This is a genomic window from Paenibacillus sp. GbtcB18, assembly GCF_019091125.1.
GTDB classification, from domain to species: domain Bacteria; phylum Bacillota; class Bacilli; order Paenibacillales; family NBRC-103111; genus Paenibacillus_F; species Paenibacillus_F chitinolyticus.
The window spans coordinates 32,390-52,834 of sequence record NZ_JAGXJX010000001.1 but is presented as its reverse complement, the minus strand read 5'-3'; the positions used below and the strand labels follow the sequence as shown (position 1 = coordinate 52,834).

The window sequence follows — 20,445 nt, the reverse complement described above, 5'->3', positions numbered from 1 at the left end:
AGCCCTCCTGCATATTCATCCTGTTAACGTCTATTGTACCACTACCCGCCCGCCGGTACGGAAGAAAAACAAGACCTTTCCCGCCGCGATACTGTATCCGCAGTTTCCGCCGATTTCACCCGTAAGCGTGCGTTGTTTCAATTGGAGGTATTTATAGACTTACCGGTATATCGGGCCGGCCTGTGCAAAAGTTTACAGCCACTCGGCCACGGCCGGAACCCGGTTTATGATATGCCGGCGAATGTCTTCGGCCGTATCCAGTTCCAGGGCTTCGTCCGCCAGACGGCTGAGCTCGCTCCGGTTCAGCTTGTGCATAAGCGCCCGCGCCGTAGCGACGGAGCCGCTTCCCATGCTGAACTCGTCCAGCCCCATGCCGAGCAGCAGCGGGATCGCGACGACGCTGCCCGCCATTTCGCCGCACATGCCGACCCAGCGGCCTTTCGCATGCGCCGCCGTGATGACGTGGCGGATCAGCCGGAGCACCCCCGGATTGAACGGTTCGCTCAAATGCGCGATCGTTTCGTTCATCCGGTCCGCCGCCATCATGTACTGCACGAGATCGTTGGTGCCGATGCTGAAGAAGTCGGCTTCGCGCGCCAATTGGTCGGCCGCCATGCCCGCCGCCGGCACCTCGATCATGATGCCTACCTCGACGTCCTGCGCGTACTTCACGCCCTCGGCGTCCAGCTCGGCTCTCGCTTCGGCCAGGACCGCATTCGCCTGACGGAGCTCTTCGATGTTCGAGATCATGGGATACATGATCTTCACATTGCCGTAAGCGCTCGCACGGAGTATCGCGCGCAGCTGCGTGCGGAACAGATCCTTCCGGTCCAGGCAGAGGCGGATCGCGCGGTAGCCCAGGAACGGGTTCGCTTCCTTCGGCAGACTCAGGTAAGGAAGTTCCTTATCTCCGCCGATGTCCAGCGTCCGGATGACGACCGGCTGGCCGGCGAACATTTCGGCCACGATCTTGTAGGCCAGAAACTGCTCCTCCTCCGTCGGCATCGTATCGCGTCCCATGTACAGGAACTCCGTACGGTACAGCCCGATGCCTTCGGCCCCGCCGTCTCTGGCGGCCTGGGCGTCCTGCGGGCTGCCTATGTTGGCGGCAAGCTCCACATGATGCCCGTCTGCGGTTTCCGTCGGGCGTCCGATGTAGGCGCCCAGCCGCGCGCGGCGCTCTTCGTACCGGAGCTGCTTGCTCCGGTACAGCTCCAGCAGCTCGGCATCGGGGTTGATGTAGACGGTGCCTTCGCCCCCGTCCACGATCACGTAGTCGCCGGGCCGTACCCGCTCCGCCCCCGCGCCCATGCCGACGACCGCCGGAATTTCCAGCGAGCGGGCCATAATCGCCGAGTGCGAGGTGCGGCCGCCCACCGCCGTAACGAAGCCGGCGATGCGGCTGCGGTCGAGCCGCGCCGTATCCGACGGCGTAAGGTCATGGGCGAATAGGACGACCGCTTCGCCCACGCCGCCGATATCGCCGGCGGATTCCCCGCGCAGCAGGCGCTGGAGGCGGCCCGCCACATCGCGGATGTCCGAGGCGCGTTCGCGCATGTACGCGTCGCTCATGTTCTCGAACAGCTCCACAAGCGCCTTCGCCGCGTCTTCCACGGCCGCTTCGGCGTTCAGCCGCTCCGAGCGGACGGCTTCGGCCGCCGCCCCGACGAAATCGTCGTCTTCGAGCAGCAGCATGTGCGTCTCGAAAATTTCGGCGTGAGCTTCGCCCAGTTTGAGAGCGGTTTCTTCTTTGAGGCACTGAAGCTCGTCAAGCGCCTCCCTTGTCTTCTCTTCCAGCCTGGCAACCTCGGCTGCGACTTCCTCTTCCGCCAGCGTTCTGCGCTGGGCTTTTTCAGCCTGCGGCTGCCATAAATGCGCTTTCCCCATCGCATAGCCGGGAGCGGCCGCGATGCCCTTCACGCTTTCGGTTACTTTCTCCTCTATCATGCGGTCACCTATTCAAGTACGGATTCGAGCATGGTTCCCAGCTCGTTCACCGCTTCTTCTTCCTGCTCGCCGGAAGCTTTGACCGTTACTTTATCGCCGTAACGCATTTCCAAAGAAAGCAGTCCGACGATGCTTTTCGCATTGACGCTCTTGTCGCCCTTGGCAATCGTAATGTCGCATGTAAACGCTTTTGCTTTTTTCATAAGTGCCCCTGCGGGACGCGAGTGAATACCTAACGGATTCTGTACGGAAAACTCTTTCTCCATCTGTGGTATCTCCTTCCGAATTAAAACGGTTTCTGTATGGCTTAAACATTTTGTAAAGGAAAGGTTCCTGTAAGCCCAAGATAACGCAACCGCTTCCAACTGAAAAGATCAAACCTTTTGCACCATCCTCGGTGCAAAAAGAAAACCGGATCTGGGAAGATAGTCCCAAATCCGGTTATTCCGGTCCCGTTTTACAGGGAAATCAGGCAGAGAAAGTAGGCGGCCGAGGCAGATTTCCTTCCTCTCCGAGAGGTTCCGTGCCCTCGCTTTTTTTCGGGCCGTTGGCCATCAGCCTGACCGCTTTCGCCTGAACGACCGGAATCGAAATCAGACTGGCGAGCGTGACGCCGATAATGGAGATGTACAGCCAGCCCTCCAGTTTATCCAAAGACATAATGAATACGAGCAGCACAATCCGCATGCCGACCAACATGCTCTCCCGCCAAATAAGGAAGGCCGCTTTCCGGCCCGGAGCGTAGTCCTCAATACATTGAAACTGCTGAGCGTTCCAGATCATCGCAAAGAAAAACATGCCGAACGCCGTAAGCACATTCGAGAGGATCAGCAGCGGTTTAAGGGGAAACATCGCGATCACAAACCCGGCCGACAGCAGAAGAACGCCGAGCCAGAGACAGAAATGATCGTTCCATTTGAACTTGCGGTACAGAATAAGCCCCAGAAAAGCCGCACCCGTATACAGCAGATTCAGCAGGGCGATCAGCAGCTTATCCTGGGTGACCGTGAATGTGAAGACAAGCGTAAACAGGTTTTGAAACTGAAGGAATACGCCTCCGGCCAATATCGAAAGGATCAGCCAGACGGAATGGCGGTCGCCGAAAACCCGCTTCCACTGAAGCTGCTGCCAGAAGCCCAGCCGGGGCGTTTCCGTTCTCGGCAGTGCGATACGGGGCATCGTAGCCGAGAAAACCAGCATGACGATCAGAAAGACAAACATCAGAACAAACGAGCTTTCATACCCGAACCAACTGATAAATTGGGCCGAAATAATAGGAATAACCATGGACAGAATCGACGCGATGAGATTGTTTGCCGCAAAAAAAGAGGCGATTTCAGTTCCTTTCCCCGAAAAAGAAACGCTTAGATTTTGGGCAACCGTATAGAACCCCCACATGAGACCGACCGGAAATCCGATCAGGGCGATCCACAGAACCCGGTTCTCCAGCGTAAGAAACGTCAGCATACTAAATGCGGCCGCGCCTCCGAATGCGGACAGAGCGAGCAGCAGGCGGATCGTTCGGTGGTAGAGCAGCTTCGCCCCGAGAACGAACGAAAATCCCCATCCGAAAAACATCACCATGTTGAACCAGGAAATTTCAAAAATGCTGGTATTGGCCTGCCAGATATACAGGTTCACGAAAATCCCGATGTAAATAAAAATAATGGACGACACAAAGTTCATGATCAGCATTTTTCGTATGTTCGTCGACAACGGATTCACCCTTCCGGCTTAAGCATCCGATCAATCTGGAAAATTTTCCGATTCTCAGGCTCTTTCCGCATTATAAGCATAAGTTGTAAGCGCGTCCATCATTAAATTTGTTAAATATACGCGATTATTTTTTATAAAGGGACACCCCCCCCAATCCTCTCAATCTAGCGGTTCATAACATAGAGAGATTTCTAATCGAATCCGGGAGGAATGATCCATGACGACTTTGATCTCCGTGCTCGCTTTCATCGTCTCAGCCTCTGTTGTTTATTTCATTTTCCGCAAAAAAGAACGGCCTAAGGAACCCCATCGGCCCTGCCAGCTCATCGTAAAGTTCAAACCGGAAACTCCGGAAGAACTTATGGCAAACCTTCATAAAAAATACAAATGCAAAGTCGTGGAACAATGCGGCACGCTCGGTCACCAGGTTCTGTTCACGAAGCAGCCTCTTCTCAAAACGATCAAACGCTATGAAAAACATGAGATGCTGGAGTATGCCGAATTAAACTATATGTATCAGGCGTTCGAGCCCGCGCCTTCCGGCGGCAAGAAGCCCGGGAAAGGGCAATCTTCCTCGGATGTGCATGCATTTGCTATCCCTAACGATCCTTATTTCAGCCTCTATCAGTACGGTCCGCAAAAAATTTCGGCCCCCTCGGCATGGGATGTGGCGCAAAGCGCCAGTTCGGTCGTCATCGCCGTCCTCGATACGGGAGTCGAACTGACGCATCCGGATCTGGTCGCGCATCTGGTTCCCGGTTACGATTACGTGGACAATGATCCGAATCCGAGTGACGGCAACGGACACGGCACCCATGTGGCGGGCATCGCGGCCGCCGTTACGAACAACGGGATCGGAATCGCCGGCGTCGCCCCGCTCGCTTCCATTCAGCCAATCCGTGTTCTTGACAACTCCGGCAGCGGAACGGTAAGCAATATCTCCAACGCGATCATATACGCCTCCTTCTTCGGCGCCAAGGTCATCAACCTGAGTCTCGGCTCCCCATACGCCTCGACAACTCTCCAATACGCGCTCGATTACGCCTGGGGCAAAGGCTCGGTCATCGTGGCTTCGGCGGGGAACGACGGAAGCACGACACCCAACTATCCGGCCGCCTATTCGACGGTCATTTCGGTGGCTTCCACAGATTCGGCCGACAACATCTCCTCTTTCTCCAACCGCGGAAGCTGGGTGCAGGTCGCCGCGCCCGGAACGGCGATCCTCTCGACGTTCCCCGGCTCCAGCTACGCCTATCTCAGCGGCACGTCCATGTCCGCCCCCCACGTGTCGGGTGTGGCCGCTCTCCTCGCGGGGCAAGGTCGTACGAATGCGCAAATCCGCGACGCGATTCTGTTTAATGCCGATCCGATTTACGGAACGGGGACGTACTGGGTGTACGGCCGGGTCAACGCGGACCGAGCGGTACGCTCCTAAGGGGAGCGGCAGGCGCGCGAAGCTCCCAGCGCGCGGTACTCGGCGTCACATGACGGTGGTCAACCACAGGACGTACGGAGAGGCTGTATGTTTATGCCGAATATGAGGTTACTGGGCCGTTTAAGGTGAAGTTTGCGAAACCGGTCGTGCCGCCTTGCATGAAAGCCCGCCATTCTTGCGGCGTTCCCCTCGTTTTAGGAATGCACGAGAGAAAAGCTCCCGTCGCGGGGGCTTTTTATTGTCGTGCTTTTTATTGTCCGGCCTCTGTATTTCAGCCCTCCTCCGTCCTTTAATTGGAGACCTTCTCCAAATCTTTCGATTTTCTCGGAAATAAATCGCTTTCAGCCCGTTTTGTCCGCCGTACGGTCTCATTTCAGCCTATATGACACTCTAGCTGCCTTGCCCGTTTTTTCCGTTGGCCTTTACAATAAAGAAATGAGTTTATCCCTGAGGAGGTGGTGGCATGGGCAGTCAGAGGCTGCTTCGGAATTATGTGAAAGCGAACCTGGGATTGTATTCGGTCGGGGTCGCCTTTATTATCCTGTCTAACGTGGTGCAATCGTTTTTCCCCCGGGTTCTGGGAGAATTTACGGACGATCTGCAGCTGAAGGTCGCCACGTCCCACACGATTGCCGGCTACAGCTTACAGCTTCTCGGAATCGGTGTGGCCTACGGAGTGCTTTTCGGCGTCGGCCAGTATACGAACGCCCGGCTCGGACGCAGGTTCGAATACGCGACGAGGCAGAAGCTGTTCCGTCATTTCTCCACGCTCAGCGAGCATTATTTCTCCAGGCACGGTGTCGGCAAGCTCCTCAGTTACGTCATGAACGACGTGACGGCAGTCCGAGAGTCCATCTCGAACGGAGTCAACCAGACCACCAATGCCATCTTCTTTATTCTCTCCGCTTTTGTCATGATGTCCTTCAGTTCTATTCCTTTCAGCTTAATAGCGCTGAGTCTCGCGCCTATGGCTCTTATTCCGTTCATCGTCGTTTTCCTCGGGCCGCGCATCCGCTCCCGGTCTCTTGAGGTACAGGAATCGCTCGCCACGATGACCGAATCGGCCGAGGAACAGTTCGGCGGTATCCGCGTGACCAAAACGTTCGCGGCCGAAGAAATCGCCTACGAGCGTTTCGGCCGGAACGTCGATGATATCCGGGAAAAACAGCTTCGGCTCGTCCGGATGTCGTCGCTTTTCCAGTCCCTTCTTCCCCTGATGGGCTCTTTTTCGATGATCATTGCCATTCTTGCCGGGGGCTATATGACGCTGCACGGCCAAATTACGCTCGGCAGCTTCGTGTCCCTTACTTTCTACTTACGGATGATGATGACGCCTCTGCAGCAGATCGGCAACGTGATCAATATGATGCAGCGTTCGCGCGCGTCGCTGGAACGGCTCAATCACCTGCTGGCCGTAAAGCCCGATATCCGGGAGGAGGCAAAAGCGGCGCATCTGGAAAACGGTGCGGGAGAACTGGAAATCCGCGGACTATCCTTCTGCTACCCCGGTTCGGATCGCCGCGCTCTGGAAGCCATCGACCTGAAAGTGGAGCCGGGCAGGACGCTCGGCATCATCGGACGCACGGGGAGCGGCAAAACAACGCTCGTCAAGCTGCTCCTGCGCATTTACGATCCGCCCGCGGGCACGATTTATATCGGGGGCCACGATATCCGCCGGGTGACGCTCGAAAGCCTGCGCTCGCAGATCGCCTATGTCCCGCAGGACGGCTTTCTGTTCAGCACGACGATCCGGGACAACATCGCCTTCTCCAAACGGGATGCGGCGGACGACGAAATGCAGCAGGCCGCGCGCGAGGCGCAGATCTACAGCAGCATTACGGAACTGCCGCGCGGGTTCGAAACGAAACTCGGCGAACGCGGCATCACCTTGTCCGGCGGTCAGCGCCAGAGAGCGAGTCTGGCGCGCGGCTTCATGAAGCGGGCGCCCATCCTCATTCTCGATGACAGCGTAAGCGCCGTGGACGCCGTGACCGAAACGAACATCGTCCGCCAAATCCGCGCCGCCCACCGCGACAAAACAACGCTGATCATCGCGCACCGGATCAGTGCGGTCAAGCATGCCGACGAGATCATCGTCCTGGATGAAGGCCGCATCGTGCAGCGGGGTACGCACAAGGAGTTGCTCGCCCGTCCGGGCTTGTATGCTTCCCTGTATCAGATTCAGGAGGAGGGAACCCGGCATGCCTGATCCGAAATCACCGGAAGCAAGCGCCCCAAAGGGGAGCGCTTCCACCGGTTCGACCGGAACTGAGGGGCCCGGGCAAACGGCGGATACCGCGGAAAGCAGCGGAGCCCATAAACAGAAAGAGAGCCCGCGCCCGGGCAGACTCGCCGCATTTAAAGCGACGCTCACGTATGCCAAGCCGCACAAGCTCACGTTCATCGGTATTTTTTTCTGCTCGCTGATCGCCATTATGGCCGAGCTGCTGCAGCCGTATCTGGTCAAAATCGCTATCGACGACCACCTTTTCGGCGGAAGCGGAGCCATGCGGCCCCTCGTGGTCATCGGCCTCTTTTACCTGGGGCTGTCCGTCGTCAACTTTGCTTTTACCTATATCCAGAACAACCTGCTCCAGTATGCCGGGCAAAGCATCGTCGCCAGTATCCGCAAAAATTTGTTCGCTCATATCTCGAAACTGTCGATGTCTTTCTTCGACCGTTATCCGATCGGGAGCCTGGTCACGCTCGAATCGAGCGATACCGAGACGATCAGCCAGTTTTTCACTCAGGTATTCCTCAGTCTAGTCCGGGACGGGATGACCCTGGTGCTTATCATCTTTTTCATGTTTCAACTGGACGCCACACTCGCCTGGTACAGCATGCTTCTTCTGCCGGTCATCGCGCTGATCGCCGTCCTTTTCCGTTCCATGCTGCGAAAAGCTTACCAAGAGACCCGGGCGCAGTTGTCCCGTCTCATCGCTTATCTGGCTGAAAATCTCGCCGGGATGAGCCTGATTCAGACGTACAACCAGCAGGATGAGCAGTTCGGACGTTTCAGCGACCGCAACGGGCAGTACTTGAAAGCCAACCTGAAAGAAATCCGCACGAACGTGCTATTCAACCGGTCCTTCGATACTTTCGGCAACATATCCGTCGCACTTCTCGTGTGGCTAGGGGGACTCGCTTTTCTCGGCGACAGCATCGAATTCGGTGTGCTTTACGCGTTTATTACTTACATCCGCCAGTTTTTTCAGCCGATCAACCAGATCACCCAGCAGTGGAATACTCTGCAATCGACCTCCGTTTCGATGGAGCGGCTGTGGAACATTTTTTCCACGGAACCCGATGTAAAAGAACCTGCCGGCGAAGATAAAGCCGAAGTCGACTGGAAAAAAACAGCCGGAAAAATCGACTATAATCACGTGGATTTTTCTTATGTGGAGGGAAGCAAGGTCCTCCGGAATCTGGACTTGCACATCAAACCGGGGGAAATGATCGGGATTGTCGGAACGACAGGAGCCGGCAAAAGTTCGCTGATCTCCCTGCTTACCCGCTTCTATGACGTGAACGCGGGAAGCGTCACGATCGACGGAACCGATATCCGGCGCATTCCGCAGGATACGCTTCACCGGATGATCGGGCTCGTCCAGCAGGAGCCGTACCTGTACTCCGGGACGATCCTCGACAACGTGCGGCTGTTCCGGCAAGAAATCAGCCGCGATGAGGTGATCGCCGCTTGTAAGGCGGTCGGCGCCCATCCGCTCATCACCCGGCTCAAGAACGGGTATGACACGAAGCTTTCGGAACGCGGCAGCGGCCTCTCGGCCGGCGAGAGACAGCTTCTGTCGTTCGCGCGCATTCTCGTATTCAAACCGAGAATTCTCATACTCGACGAAGCTACGGCCAACCTCGACTCCCATACGGAGCAGCTCGTGCAAAAGGCGCTCTCCGTCGTCTCCGAAGGCAGGACGTCCTTGCTCATCGCCCACCGGCTGTCCACGATTATGCACGCCGACCGGATCATTGTCATGAAGCACGGTGAGATCGTGGAGGAAGGCACCCACAGGCAGCTGCTGGCCAAGAAAGGCTACTACGAGGAGCTGTACCGTCACTCGCGGGGCATGCAGGCGATCGGTTCCTGAGTCTTCTGCCCGCTTGTATAAAAAAGACCCGCAGCCTCACGTTCGGTTACGAACGCTGGCTGCGGGTCTTTTTGCGCCAGTTTGCTTCCGTCACTGCAGCGAGGCAGGGTTACACATACAGAATCCATATCAGGCCTGCAAGGGAGGGGACGCCAATCTCCACGGAGCTCCGCTTGCAACTTTCGCAGTCTCGAATTAACCTGAACTCCATGCGGCTTTAAGAGTTCATGCAATATTTTTTCTTCTTTCGACAGAAAACACCCTCTTTGTTTAGTATCATGGAAGTGTCGAGCAGCCATGCAAACAAAGAAAGGTGTGTAACCCCAACGGTACTCCATCGTTTCCTGATGATAAGCAATGAGGAGGTTCATTATGTTGAGGAAGAGTACAAATTCAGGCAGAAGGTCTGCAGTGATTGCCGGGGTGTTATTCATAGCCGGGTTGGTTACAGGTATATTTAGTGTCGTTCCTGTTATAGATGGAGCAGACTACCTTGTCAAGGCTTCTACAAATGAAAATCAGGTACTAATAGGAGCGTTTTTCCAGTTGTTAATGGTTGTTCCCTATGTTGGTATTCCTATTTTGATGTATCCGATTTTAAGCAAGCCTCATAAAGGTTTAGCTCTTGGATCTGTTGCTTTCGGCATTATGGCGGGTGTGTTCATTATTATTGGTGTAATCATTCTTCTGTTGCTACTGACTTTAAGCCACGAATTTGCAAAATTCGGAACTCTGAATGGTTCGTATTTTCAGACCTTGGGTGGAGTGTTACGGGAAGGACGTGATCTGGTGAATCATGTGGCCACGACACTGACATTTGTTTTGGCGATGTTCTTGTTTAACTGCATATTTTACCGAACAAAATTTGTTCCGCGTTGGTTATCCGTTTGGGGTCTTATTGGGTCTATATTGTCCATATTGGCAAGCTTATTATTTATGATTCGCTTCATCGGTCTCGATGCAACCTACATGATGTTGAACGTTCCAATAGCCTCTCAACAATTGATTTTGGCCATATGGCTAATCCTTAAAGGATTCAACCGGGTGGATGTTCTAGAAAAGAAGGTGTAACGAAAATGAATACATCGGAACGTTTCTGGGACAAAACAGCAAATCAATGATTTCTGCAACGCCCTGCGTGGGAGAAAAAAATTTATAAGCAGCTTGTTATTCTTTGCAGGCAGAGTTGGTCTAGCGCCGAAGATAAGACCATTTAAAATACGCAATCTAGTCGTTACAATTGAGAAAGGGAATTTTTCAATTGTCGAATCGGATTGCTTGAAGAAAAGCTCTCAGGAATATTTCATTGTTGCCGGGAAGATTTGATAGGTTACTAAGGAGCCGTTTCGCCCCAATTTTTTGCCGTCACTTATGATAAGGTTCTTCGCGTTGTCTATAACGGCAAGTTTAAGGCCATTCTTATGGTTTGACCTTTCTTTGCAACCCCCAATGCGAAAATGTTATAACCCCGGCTCCAACCGTCCATATTGTTATTATCGAGCCGTACGACACCCCCACAAATTGGAAAAAGGAGTCCGACCATTGCAAGCATACGTGGAAGTTATTTTTCGAACGATCGCCGCTTTTGTCCTCCTCATGATCACATCGAGAATTCTCGGCAAGCAGACGATATCCAATATGACCTTCCATGACTTCGTGAGCGGCATCACGCTGGGTGCCATTGCGGCGAATTTGGCGTTTAACGATAAGCTCAACCATTGGCTCATCGTCGTATCGCTGCTGATCTTCTTCAGCATCTCTTTCCTCGTGTCCAAGATCGCGCTCAAAAACCGGGCGTGGAACCGGTTGGTATCCGGCACTCCGACCGTCGTCATCGAGAACGGCAAAATTCTCGAGGACAACATGCGAAAAATCCGTTACACGTTGGACTCCCTGGCCCAATCTTTGCGTGAAAAAGATATTTTTAATATGGCGGAAGTCGAGTACGCTTGCTTGGAGGATCACGGGAAGCTGTCCGTCAAGAAAAAAAGCGAGTATGAGTGGGTGACGCGCAAAGATCTGAAGCTACACGCCGCGGCCGTCCAGTCGTTCCCTGTCGAGCTGATTATGGACGGCATAATCATGGAAGACAATCTCATCCACAACGGGCTGACCGTCCAATGGCTGGAGCAGGTGCTGCGGCAGCGGAACAAGTCCGTATCCGACGTGTTCTATGCCGTGAGAGGTACGCAAAATCAGTTGTATTTTGACTACTATCGGGACCACATTGACAAACCTATCGATTAGCCCCGGCCTCCCTGCGCTCTCCCCTCAACCTAGGATCATTTAACATGAATGCTACATTTAGATAGAAAGTCATTAAACATTTCCGTGTACTCAACTTTCCCCCTTTAGCTCACACCTTTCAATAATACAAATCCTATTTCCTCTCAACCTGACGCTATTCCAGACTGCGCGCTGAGAACTTTGTACATCACCGCTCCAAGCTGTCTCTGCATTTCGTTGAATCGAACCGACTGCTTTGCGGACAGCAGATAAGAATCGCCATCTTCCACTTCCCGCCGATCACGGACATCGTATAACCGAACGGTGTGTCTTGGATTACCGTTTCCTTGCCCTTCAAATCGGAAATGCCCATGTTCACGCTATCCTTTCGGATAGTAGTCCACTTCGCTGTATCTGACGAATGCGCAGGAGCACGGGGAAACCGCAATCAGACTATTCAAAAAGAATGTCGGGGAGCATCGGCCGGCGGGGAGCATGATCGGGGTGACTTACCTGGCATTTCCGGAACAGTGGGTAGAGGTTCGGGCTGTGGCGCTTGTAGGCTGAGACAAAGAGAGGAGCTTCACTTGAAGCGGAGCTCCTCTCTTCGAATATTCGATTGTTCTTCCCGAAACGTCTAAGCCTGTGGCGCATGCTAGAGCGCAGACAACTGCTTGATCAATCCTTCCAGCTCGTCGACCAATCCTTTTGCAAGTTCGAAATCCGTTTCTTTCAAGGCTGATTCGATTTGCATTTCGACTGACTTTTTCTTTTGCTCAATTTCTAAGTAGTCTTTATCGAAATGACTGGCGTAGATCATCTGTCTGAATTTTCGCATACTCATTTTTCGAATGGTCTTATTGTCAACGATCAGCACATAATCCATCCCGTTAACGACGGAATAGAAATCGTGTGAAACCATAACGATCGCACCTTTATAGTCGATGATGGCTTTTTCCAACGCGATCTGTGTATAGATGTCCAAATGGCTCGTCGGTTCGTCAAGCAGCAGTAAGTTGGCTTGACTGGCCGCGACTTTAGCCAATTGGAGCATGTTCTTTTCTCCGCCGGACAACGATTCGATCTTCTGCTCAAGGATCTCTCCTTCGAAGCCGTAGTTCACCAGATACGCTCTGACCTCGTCATAAGTCTTGAATCCGGCGTCGATGAATTCATGCAGGATCGTATTCGAATCTTGCAGCGTTTCGCCTTGAAGCTGAGATAAGTAAGCCACATTCGCATCCCTATGGACTTCGATCGACTCCTGATGGTTTCGGAAGATGTCCCGCAGCAAAGTCGTTTTCCCGGTGCCGTTCGGACCGATGATAGCGACTTTGTCCGTGGATTTGATCTCGAAGTTTACGTTTTCCAACAGCAGCTCCTCGAAGGACACGCTATAATGATCGACTTTTACGACAGCCGCGTCTTCCATTTCATGCTCGATCCCGAAGCTGATATCCGGCTGCTTGATCTCGACGAACGGCGCTTTGATTCTGCGCGCTTCCAGTCTTTCTTGGAACTTCACTCTGGCTTTTAACGCTCGGCCTCTGGATGCTTCTGAATTATAAGTCGCGATCGCTCTGAGGTTGTCGATGATGTGATCATATCGCTCGATCTCTTCTGCTTCAGCAACAGCGATCTCCTGCAGCTCGATTTTGGTCTGAAGCAGCGAGAAATGATATTCGATATAGCTTCCGTCAAACTCTTGAATTTCCGTATTTTCCAGGTGAATGATTTTGTTGAAGCAATGGTTTAGAAGATAGCGGTTGTGCGTAACGACCAGCAGCATGCCCTTGTGAGAGTTGATCAATTTTTTGAGCGAATTCAGGTTTTCGAAGTCCAAAAATACATCGGGTTCGTCCATGATCATCAAGTCCGGATGGGTCAACATTTCCTTCATGACTTGAATGAGTTTGAATTCCCCGCCGCTTAAGGAGGTTACGCTAACGTCTTTTAACTTCGCGAGATTGGCCAGATTCAGCTTCTTATGGATGCGGCTCTCGAAATCGTCCCCGCCCATCGAGTCCAACGCGTCCAGAGCGAGTTGATATTTCTCCATGAGCGAATCCATATCCGATGTCGTCGCCATTTCGGCATAAATCGCGTTGAGCTTCTCTTGGATCTTGGTAAATTCTTCACTAATATATTCAAAAACGGTCATTTCTTTCGCCGGGTCCAACTGCGAGAACTGACTGACGTACCCGATTCGGCAGTTCGGATCGATCTCCAGCTTGCCGTCGAACAAATGCTTTTCCGGGTCCATCAGGATCTCGATCAGGGTGCTTTTCCCGCTGCCGCTTGTTCCGATAAAGGCGCAGTGCTGCCCTTCTTCAAGCGTGAACGAAACGTCGGTATACAGTTCTTTTTGCGGGAACGAAAAGGATAAGTGTTCAACGTTGATCATCGTGTTACCTTTCTTGGTAGCTGAAATGGGGTTTATTAGAGGTACTGCAGAACATGAATACGGAGTCTGCCGCACCTCAGATTAACACTGTTTACTGCCGAATTCAATGCTTAGACCAGGCCTCGTTTTCCCTCAGCGCCTGCGCTCCAGAAGTTCGACATCCCGCAGAGAACGAAGGATCAGGTCGTTGCCAAGTTGAAACGACATGAACGGGTTGTCCAGCAAACCGGTGAGACGAAAAAGGCGAGATAGGATCGAGCGGCAAGTTGTAAAAATATCCGCCTTCTGCCGCTCTTCCCGACCGATCGAAGCCCCACAAACAAAAAGAAAAACAGCAGGTCAAAATAAAGAATAGCGGACACGTTGATATGATAAATAAAAAACTGCATTCGGCTTTAGAACCGGAATGCAGTTGGCAACGCTGGGTTGAATACTAGACGCGGTTTTCGTTGCGTCACATATGGTAAGGTTCAGCTTAACGGGGCTAACGGCGAAAAATGCGAAAAGGAGCTGTCGCGGCCAGCTCCTTTGTACTGTAATCAATCCAATTCGGCGCGAGGGAATAAATCCCTGATTGCTCATGTTTGACATATGACCCGCTATAAAAATGAAACTATTGTCGCAGCTACAGCTCTTTTTTGTCTTATCCCAAGCAAATCAGGCAAAAACATCCTGGTTACGGAAAATCCAGCTCATCATCGATGACACGGAATATCTCCCTATTCCGCACCGGATACCGGGCATCCAGTTCCCCCCACTGCCGCTTCGGTAAAATCAAAAAAATCGTGCGTATCGGAAAGATACGAGGCCTCAAATAGTCGAATTTCGTATTTGTCCCGGATCAGCTCCTGAAAGCCGCGAATCGTGATATAGCGATCATTTCCGGTAAAGGTAAGCGCAATCGAATACAGTTGTCCATTGTAGGTAACGTCCAGTCCTTTGTCCGTAGACGTCACTTCGATCGTTTCATCTGGAAGCCGTTTACCGAACAATCGGACGATTTCCTCGTCATCCTCTCCCCAATCTACAGTGACGCTGTATACAAAGCAAACACAATCGGAATTTGCTCCTTGATCGCGAGCTCGTCCGCCAATTCATTCTCATCATCCATCAATTGATAGCGCTTGAGTTTTTCATGATGCTTCTCAATAAATTGTAGAAGCTGTCGCTTGGCATTCTCATCCCAGTTATCCTCCCTGTGTTCACTCAATCCATATACTCCCGTCATATGAAGAAATCCCGCTCTTACCGCCCAAATATTAATCTAGATCAATCCAATTCGGCGTGAGAGAATAAATCCTTGATGACAGTGTCATCCTTGCAAGCATCTTTAAATCCGATTGAAAAACTTTGTAATTCCACGCTCGATTTATTTGATACATCATTTTTCCATATGTGTGGTGGTTCATCTTCATCATTAACTCTTCCAAGTTGTTCAATTGATAAATAGTTGTTTAATAATCTCATTTGTAGTCACACAGTATTCCTCCTCACCCAACCAGGTGATATGCATTAATACTTAATTTCGGCATTTACCAGTATTCCCCTGCTACTTAGGGATTAATATTTCTACTTCAGTGCATTTCATAAAATGTAGACATAATGCAAAAACTTTTCGTCGTCACTTATGATAAGTTTCACCATATCATCTATAAAGCGAACTTAACTCCTATCAAAAGAACTCGTCCATAAGGTAATAATCTCCTATATTATTATTGTTTTTCGGAAATCGCCTCAAAATGCTTGACTATCAACCTTGTTTACAGCTGGAATATCACTGAAAGAGCTCGACATCAACACAATTGGAGTCTTCTGAGCTATTCAAGTTTGACTAAATGCAGTGTTTCTATCTGACTGAAGCAGTAAATAAATGCATCACAAAGAGATCGAGCTAACCTTTGATGAGAAGATTATGATAGCAATCTAATTTTTTATATCGTATGATTCTTCACATACAAAAAGATTTTGCAATAATAAGCTACTGCGGATTATTTATATTTTCCGTACGGGAGTTTTTTCGGAATGGAGAGACTATGAAAAAAATTATTGTCTTTATGATTGCAGTACTTATACTGTTCACCGGATTCGCAACACCAAGCTATGCATTATCAGATTCGCAATCTGATTCAATACAAACATTGTTGGATGATGCAAGCCGTATATCAGGTGTACCGGGAATATCAATCTCAATACTTGCGAACAATGAAGTGCTCTACTTTTCTTCCGGGTACGCAGATCGTGAAAAGGGACTGTCGGCAAGCGAAAATACTCTATATGAGCTGGCTTCGGTAAGTAAGGCTTTTACCGGCATGGGTATTCTGCTGATGGAAGAGCAAGGACTGCTGTCAATGTCAGACCCTATCCAGAAATATTTGCCTTGGTTTACATTAAAGTATCAGGGGAAACACGTTGATATGCAAAGTATTACACTCAATAACTTTTTACACCATACTAGCGGCTTAACAAATGGCAGTCACAGTCAAAACATTCCCCAAGGCAATACGCCGGATATGTTGCAAAAAACCGTAGAAATGCTCGTAGATTCTGAATTGTCGTTCTATCCTGGTGAGCAGTATAATTACGGAACTGTTAATTATGACGTATTAGGTCTGGTTATTGAGATTGTGGCGGGACAAAGCTATGAAGACTTTATGAGGGAACAGGTATTTCAGCCGTTGGGTCTCCACCAGACGTATGTTTATAAAGAAGATGCTCAAGCCACCGGACAGTTGGCACAGGGCTACCGTTCTTCCTTTTTTATGACAACTCCATATAACGCGCCGGATTATTCCGGGAATAAACCCGCAGGCTACATCATTTCTTGTACAAAAGATATGGCGCGTTGGATGGGCATACAGATGGGTATTGTGCAGGACATACCCGAAATATTCCATACGGTTATCGAAAAATCACATCAGGGTGATAGGTCTGTTCCGGCTGTCAATGAAATGTATTATGCGGCGGGCTGGTCGGTAAACGCCAACCAAACGATTATAGAGCACCCAGGGGGCAATCCCAATTTCGGAACCGAAATAGCCATACTGCCAAATGAACGAACAGCCATCTGCTTGCTGACCAACGGCGCAAATATCAATAGAAGCATGGTACTAAAAGTTAAAGATATATTAGACGGCAACCTGACTCAGTCATATGGAATAAGCGGCACACAGCTTTTGGACATCATTTTGTCGTCTACCACAATTATTCTTTGCCTTTTGGCTGTTCTGTTCTTTCTCTTAGGCTTACGCAAAAGGAAAACAAGTGAACGGCAGCCAATAACAAAAAAGCGAATAATCGTAACAGCTATTTTGCTGATTGCTACGATTGTCCAGTTTATAATGTGCTGTGTATTAGATTGGTCAACGATACTTATTTGGCAAACATATAGTGTTCTTACAGCTTTGATTTCGTCGGCATTATTAACAGCAAGCATTACATGGCTTGTATACACTCACCGATATAATGCCTCGCTCCGAAAATAAGCATTTCATTCGTTCGCCTTATTGAAAAAAAGCGAAGAGTTTCGATAGACGGAGCTCCTCCCGGTTGGTCACCTCCCCACTTTGGCATCGTATCAAGAATAATCCCGGTTCCCTTCCATGGGAAAAGTACATAAGTGACCATTTATGATCTTGCAGTCATCTTCATTCAGTCCTAAAACCTGACAATACCATCTGCGTGACTTCTCAATGTCCCTAACGGGGACAAAAATGCTCCCGACTTTGTTTTTGACCGGGCTAGCCTGCGAATTGCTTTCTTTGGCTTGCTGTTGTTCGTTCATCATTCTACCTCCATGAATCATTTTTAGAGTTTTCGGAATCACTAAGGGTCTGTAATCTTCCGGTAAATTTTTGCGTGCAGATCCTTCGCTCATGATCAATCCCCCTGCTTCAGATTTCGTAAAACGACAGGCACACAGCATTTTACCCACACCACTTTCTCAAGAGACCCAGCCCCCACTCCTTTACGCTTTCATCAAGAATGTAGTGAGTAAACCAATGCCGATCTTCATCCGCCTCATACTCAAAAGATGTACCCAGCCAACGGTAAATCCTTTCAAGGACTCCAGCCATTGAACCTAAGTATCTGGTTGTTAAGCAAGTATACAATCCGCTTTCCATATCAGCCACTCGGTGTTTTCCTCAGGAGAGGGGACAAGACGTTCCGGTAAAGTGATACAAATTTCATACATATTGCTGTCATCAGACGGACTGCCGTAGCTACTATTCATGAATACCTCAAAGCGATTGCCCTATGAAGCCATTAAGTGTTAACCATTTCATATTGGCCTCATCAGCCCGTAATCACGCAGTTGACACCTTTTCTTCTTCCAGTCCTTCATCCCGATCGGCAACATGAAGATAACCTATTCCTTCTTGGGGAGAAAGACTAATAACCTTCACATCCGGGAAGCGTTCGGAAATCTCCCGTTCCTCTAAATAAGAAAATCGTTCGTGAAGGCGAATCCGTTCGAAGCTGTAAATGACTTCCGTTTTTCGATAAAGTCTAGGAGTCAATCCTGTGTTTCGCTTGAATGTCTTGATATAAGTTTGATACGTATCAAACCCGCAGCGAAATCCTATCTCAATCGACGGCAGGTTAGTTTGTCGCAAGAGACAAGCTGCCTCACTAGTCCTTCGTTTGCGTATATATTCTTTTATAGGGTGACTCGTCATTGCATAAAACAAGCGATATAAGTTCGGTACCGACATCGCAGCCGCCCTACTGATTTCTTCTAACGAAAGTTGCTCGGCAAGATGTTCCTCTATATAATCAATAGCACTGCTGGTCAAGGACAACCAGATTTTGAACAAGCCTTCCAGCGAGAATGGCGAACGGTATTTGCCCACTGCATGGCTCGTGTTCAAAGCCCCGTCTAAAGCGAATATCAAGAACATTTGGGAAGGATTCGATCCAAGCAAGATCAATCCGTCCAAATGGTAATCTCGACACAAAACAAACGGGATCTTGGGTTTAGCGCCGAAGATCCCGTTTTTACATTCTCGTCCCGTACGGTCATCATCAAGAATGATGATGGGAACTGCGATTTTACTCTCGATCCTACGATGATAAAATCTCATCTTGAAAAACTACTCCTATATCTATTTAATACATAGACGATGCCTGCGTTAAAAAAAACATTTCCCATAAAAATAACCTGCTGCGAGTTAGAGTATAAAAATAAACTAACAATTATCAAGTACACACTGTATGCGGTCAATAAATAGTAACCCCATTTTTTAAATTTTGATATTCCATACGAAATAAACAGGAGTAAGCATCCCAATACTACTTTGAAAACTGAGTCATTTACGAAGGGCAATCCATTAGCAATACTTAATCTTGGTTCGAAACTTATATTCAAAAATCCGAACTTAAACAAAGAAAGCAGCACCAATAATGCGTAAAAAAAATACATATAACCAATAAATAATATCGCTTGTGGCCTCATTATCAAAGTTCCTCCAAATTAAATTGAACTATCCCCTTAGTCAAGGGGACAGTACAATTTTTCAGTATTGAGGTTACGGTGATGACGTGCTAACAGAATGCGTACCTGTAGTTGTTGTATATCCAATAGTCCCCCAAGGTGTAGGAACCCCAATCTTCATTGCATAGGTATAAGAGCATCGCAAGACTGCGCCGTTTTCCCAATCGTCAGTTATTTGCCATTGAGGAGCGCTGACCATTTGGATGCTGTATAACAACGTATCAACACCAGTGAGATAAATATTAGCTGCGTCCCCACTCTTAAAATAGTTATGAGGAGGAGCACTCGGATTATCAGGATTAACTCCGTACACATATGTATAATTAAGAGTTGTATTTAACCATACAAAAGTCCCACCAGGGAGCGTTGGAAACCATTCTTTTATTGTTCTCATTCCTGCTGAATTAGTGCTGATTCGGTTCTCATCCACTATTTGAGCTTGTGAAGAATTTTCTATAGCCTTCATTAAAAAATCAGTATCTTTTTGGATTTCATCAAGTTTTTTTTCGAGTTCTTCAATGGAATACACCCTATTTTTCTCACTTACCTTAAAACCTTGATCGTTATCGTCTATAAGCTGGATATGACCATGGTATTTGCTGAAAATCTTATTTAATTTTTCCTTTTCAATGTTCTCTTTTGGTTGAGCAGCGTATGCTGATGTTGTAAACGCTAAGATCAATGTTAAACAAATTGTGAAAATAAAACTAGTTCGAGAAATAGACATTTAATCACCTCAACTAAATTTTTATGATAATACAAGCTGGCCAGTTGTATATCACCAAAGTAATTAACTATATACTACCACTATATAGTTTTTATGTATATACTTATTTTGTAAATTTTGGTTTTTTATATTTATTTTATAATATATCGGAATTATCATCTTGCCGTACCGGGCACTGAATAGTGAAAGTCAAGGCACTACTCTAACAGAAGCAATCGCGCCTATTCTACTCTGAAGTGTCAAAAAAAACCGTTAAGTGATACATTGAGGCTTCTGACACGGGCGGTCTTCCTGCCCTACAGATGAATCAATCACTAGGAGTACTAGCCCGCTAAAAATGGCCATCCTTTACTGTTTGCCAGATTAATAGTTGTTAAAATCCAAACAGCCAAAACC

At 49.3% G+C, this 20,445-nt stretch carries 15 protein-coding genes and 2 pseudogenes; 7 read left to right on the top strand and 10 right to left on the bottom strand.

From position 1 onward, the window contains the following. Nucleotides 1-192 precede the first annotated feature (192 nt). The 3 genes from ptsP to KVT34_RS00225 form a co-directional block, all read right to left on the bottom strand. The gene (gene ptsP / locus KVT34_RS00235) at nt 193-1,947 is read right to left on the bottom strand and encodes a phosphoenolpyruvate--protein phosphotransferase (protein ID WP_217556091.1); all 1,755 of its coding nucleotides are present in this window, start codon (nt 1,945-1,947) and stop codon (nt 193-195) included. A gap of 8 nt (nt 1,948-1,955) precedes the next feature. Next, nucleotides 1,956-2,213 carry an HPr family phosphocarrier protein gene (locus KVT34_RS00230; RefSeq protein WP_009677256.1) on the bottom strand — a complete coding sequence of 86 codons (258 nt, stop codon included), beginning with the start codon at nt 2,211-2,213 and terminating at the stop codon, nt 1,956-1,958. Between the two features lie 202 nt (nt 2,214-2,415). After that, entirely contained in the window at nt 2,416-3,672 is a 1,257-nt protein-coding gene (locus KVT34_RS00225) for an MFS transporter (RefSeq protein WP_309244046.1), read from the bottom strand. Between the two features lie 208 nt (nt 3,673-3,880). Here KVT34_RS00225 and KVT34_RS00220 point away from each other — a divergent pair, with 208 nt between their 5' ends. From KVT34_RS00220 to KVT34_RS00200, 5 genes are all read left to right on the top strand, one after another. Next, nucleotides 3,881-5,098: a S8 family peptidase gene (locus tag KVT34_RS00220; RefSeq protein ID WP_217556090.1), complete on the top strand. Its 1,218-nt coding sequence runs from the start codon at nt 3,881-3,883 to the stop codon at nt 5,096-5,098. A gap of 463 nt (nt 5,099-5,561) precedes the next feature. Then, nucleotides 5,562-7,307 (top strand): ABC transporter ATP-binding protein, encoded by a 1,746-nt coding sequence (locus KVT34_RS00215; protein WP_217556089.1) that lies wholly within the window; start codon nt 5,562-5,564, stop codon nt 7,305-7,307. Then, nucleotides 7,300-9,201: an ABC transporter ATP-binding protein gene (locus KVT34_RS00210; RefSeq protein WP_217556088.1), complete on the top strand. Its 1,902-nt coding sequence runs from the start codon at nt 7,300-7,302 to the stop codon at nt 9,199-9,201. The genes KVT34_RS00215 and KVT34_RS00210 overlap by 8 nt, the downstream gene beginning before the upstream one ends. Before the next feature lie 372 nt (nt 9,202-9,573). Then, nucleotides 9,574-10,272, top strand: coding sequence for a DUF4386 domain-containing protein (locus tag KVT34_RS00205; protein WP_217556087.1), 699 nt, complete (start codon nt 9,574-9,576; stop codon nt 10,270-10,272). Between the two features lie 471 nt (nt 10,273-10,743). After that, nucleotides 10,744-11,448 (top strand): DUF421 domain-containing protein, encoded by a 705-nt coding sequence (locus KVT34_RS00200; protein WP_217556086.1) that lies wholly within the window; start codon nt 10,744-10,746, stop codon nt 11,446-11,448. Nucleotides 11,449-11,612: 164 nt separating this feature from the next. Here KVT34_RS00200 and KVT34_RS00195 read toward each other — a convergent pair. From KVT34_RS00195 to KVT34_RS31645, 4 genes and pseudogenes are all read right to left on the bottom strand, one after another. Next, a pseudogene (locus tag KVT34_RS00195) lies at nt 11,613-11,800 on the bottom strand (winged helix-turn-helix transcriptional regulator); the annotation flags it as partial. 282 nt (nt 11,801-12,082) lie between these two features. Then, entirely contained in the window at nt 12,083-13,831 is a 1,749-nt protein-coding gene (locus tag KVT34_RS00190) for an ABC-F family ATP-binding cassette domain-containing protein (RefSeq protein ID WP_217556085.1), read from the bottom strand. A gap of 719 nt (nt 13,832-14,550) precedes the next feature. Beyond that, on the bottom strand, nt 14,551-14,823 hold the full coding sequence (locus tag KVT34_RS31650; RefSeq protein ID WP_254634488.1) for a hypothetical protein: 273 nt from the start codon (nt 14,821-14,823) through the stop codon (nt 14,551-14,553). Between the two features lie 32 nt (nt 14,824-14,855). Then, a complete protein-coding gene (locus tag KVT34_RS31645) occupies nt 14,856-15,041 on the bottom strand; it encodes a hypothetical protein (RefSeq protein ID WP_254634487.1) in 186 nt (61 codons plus the stop codon). Nucleotides 15,042-15,864: 823 nt separating this feature from the next. Between KVT34_RS31645 and KVT34_RS00180 the strand changes: the two genes are divergently transcribed. After that, nucleotides 15,865-17,313: a serine hydrolase domain-containing protein gene (locus tag KVT34_RS00180; RefSeq protein ID WP_217556084.1), complete on the top strand. Its 1,449-nt coding sequence runs from the start codon at nt 15,865-15,867 to the stop codon at nt 17,311-17,313. A gap of 92 nt (nt 17,314-17,405) precedes the next feature. Here the strand turns inward: KVT34_RS00180 and KVT34_RS00175 are convergent, their stop codons facing one another. Together KVT34_RS00175 and KVT34_RS31640 are read right to left on the bottom strand one after the other, a co-directional pair. Next, complete coding sequence (locus KVT34_RS00175; RefSeq protein ID WP_309244045.1) at nt 17,406-17,705, bottom strand: VOC family protein; 300 nt, start codon at nt 17,703-17,705, stop codon at nt 17,406-17,408. Between the two features lie 430 nt (nt 17,706-18,135). Continuing rightward, entirely contained in the window at nt 18,136-18,681 is a 546-nt protein-coding gene (locus KVT34_RS31640; protein ID WP_483311422.1) for a helix-turn-helix domain-containing protein, read from the bottom strand. On the opposite strand from KVT34_RS31640, the pseudogene KVT34_RS31635 reads away from it, so the two are divergent. Beyond that, a pseudogene (locus tag KVT34_RS31635) lies at nt 18,605-18,775 on the top strand (phosphodiester glycosidase family protein); the annotation flags it as partial. The gene KVT34_RS31640 and the pseudogene KVT34_RS31635 overlap by 77 nt on opposite strands. Before the next feature lie 581 nt (nt 18,776-19,356). Here the strand turns inward: KVT34_RS31635 and KVT34_RS00165 are convergent. Next, nucleotides 19,357-20,049, bottom strand: a complete 693-nt coding sequence (locus tag KVT34_RS00165) for a hypothetical protein (RefSeq protein WP_217556083.1) — start codon at nt 20,047-20,049, stop codon at nt 19,357-19,359. Nucleotides 20,050-20,445 lie beyond the last annotated feature (396 nt).

Coding starts and splice junctions, on each gene's coding strand:
- ptsP (WP_217556091.1), bottom strand. CDS start 1,947: ATGATAGAGGAGAAAGTAACCGAAAGCGTGAAGGGCATCGCGGCCGCT.
- KVT34_RS00215 (WP_217556089.1), top strand. CDS start 5,562: ATGGGCAGTCAGAGGCTGCTTCGGAATTATGTGAAAGCGAACCTGGGA.
- KVT34_RS00190 (WP_217556085.1), bottom strand. CDS start 13,831: ATGATCAACGTTGAACACTTATCCTTTTCGTTCCCGCAAAAAGAACTG.
- KVT34_RS00165 (WP_217556083.1), bottom strand. CDS start 20,049: ATGTCTATTTCTCGAACTAGTTTTATTTTCACAATTTGTTTAACATTG.
- KVT34_RS00230 (WP_009677256.1), bottom strand. CDS start 2,213: ATGGAGAAAGAGTTTTCCGTACAGAATCCGTTAGGTATTCACTCGCGT.
- KVT34_RS00175 (WP_309244045.1), bottom strand. CDS start 17,705: ATGAGCGAAGGATCTGCACGCAAAAATTTACCGGAAGATTACAGACCC.
- KVT34_RS00220 (WP_217556090.1), top strand. CDS start 3,881: ATGACGACTTTGATCTCCGTGCTCGCTTTCATCGTCTCAGCCTCTGTT.
- KVT34_RS00210 (WP_217556088.1), top strand. CDS start 7,300: ATGCCTGATCCGAAATCACCGGAAGCAAGCGCCCCAAAGGGGAGCGCT.
- KVT34_RS00205 (WP_217556087.1), top strand. CDS start 9,574: ATGTTGAGGAAGAGTACAAATTCAGGCAGAAGGTCTGCAGTGATTGCC.
- KVT34_RS00180 (WP_217556084.1), top strand. CDS start 15,865: ATGAAAAAAATTATTGTCTTTATGATTGCAGTACTTATACTGTTCACC.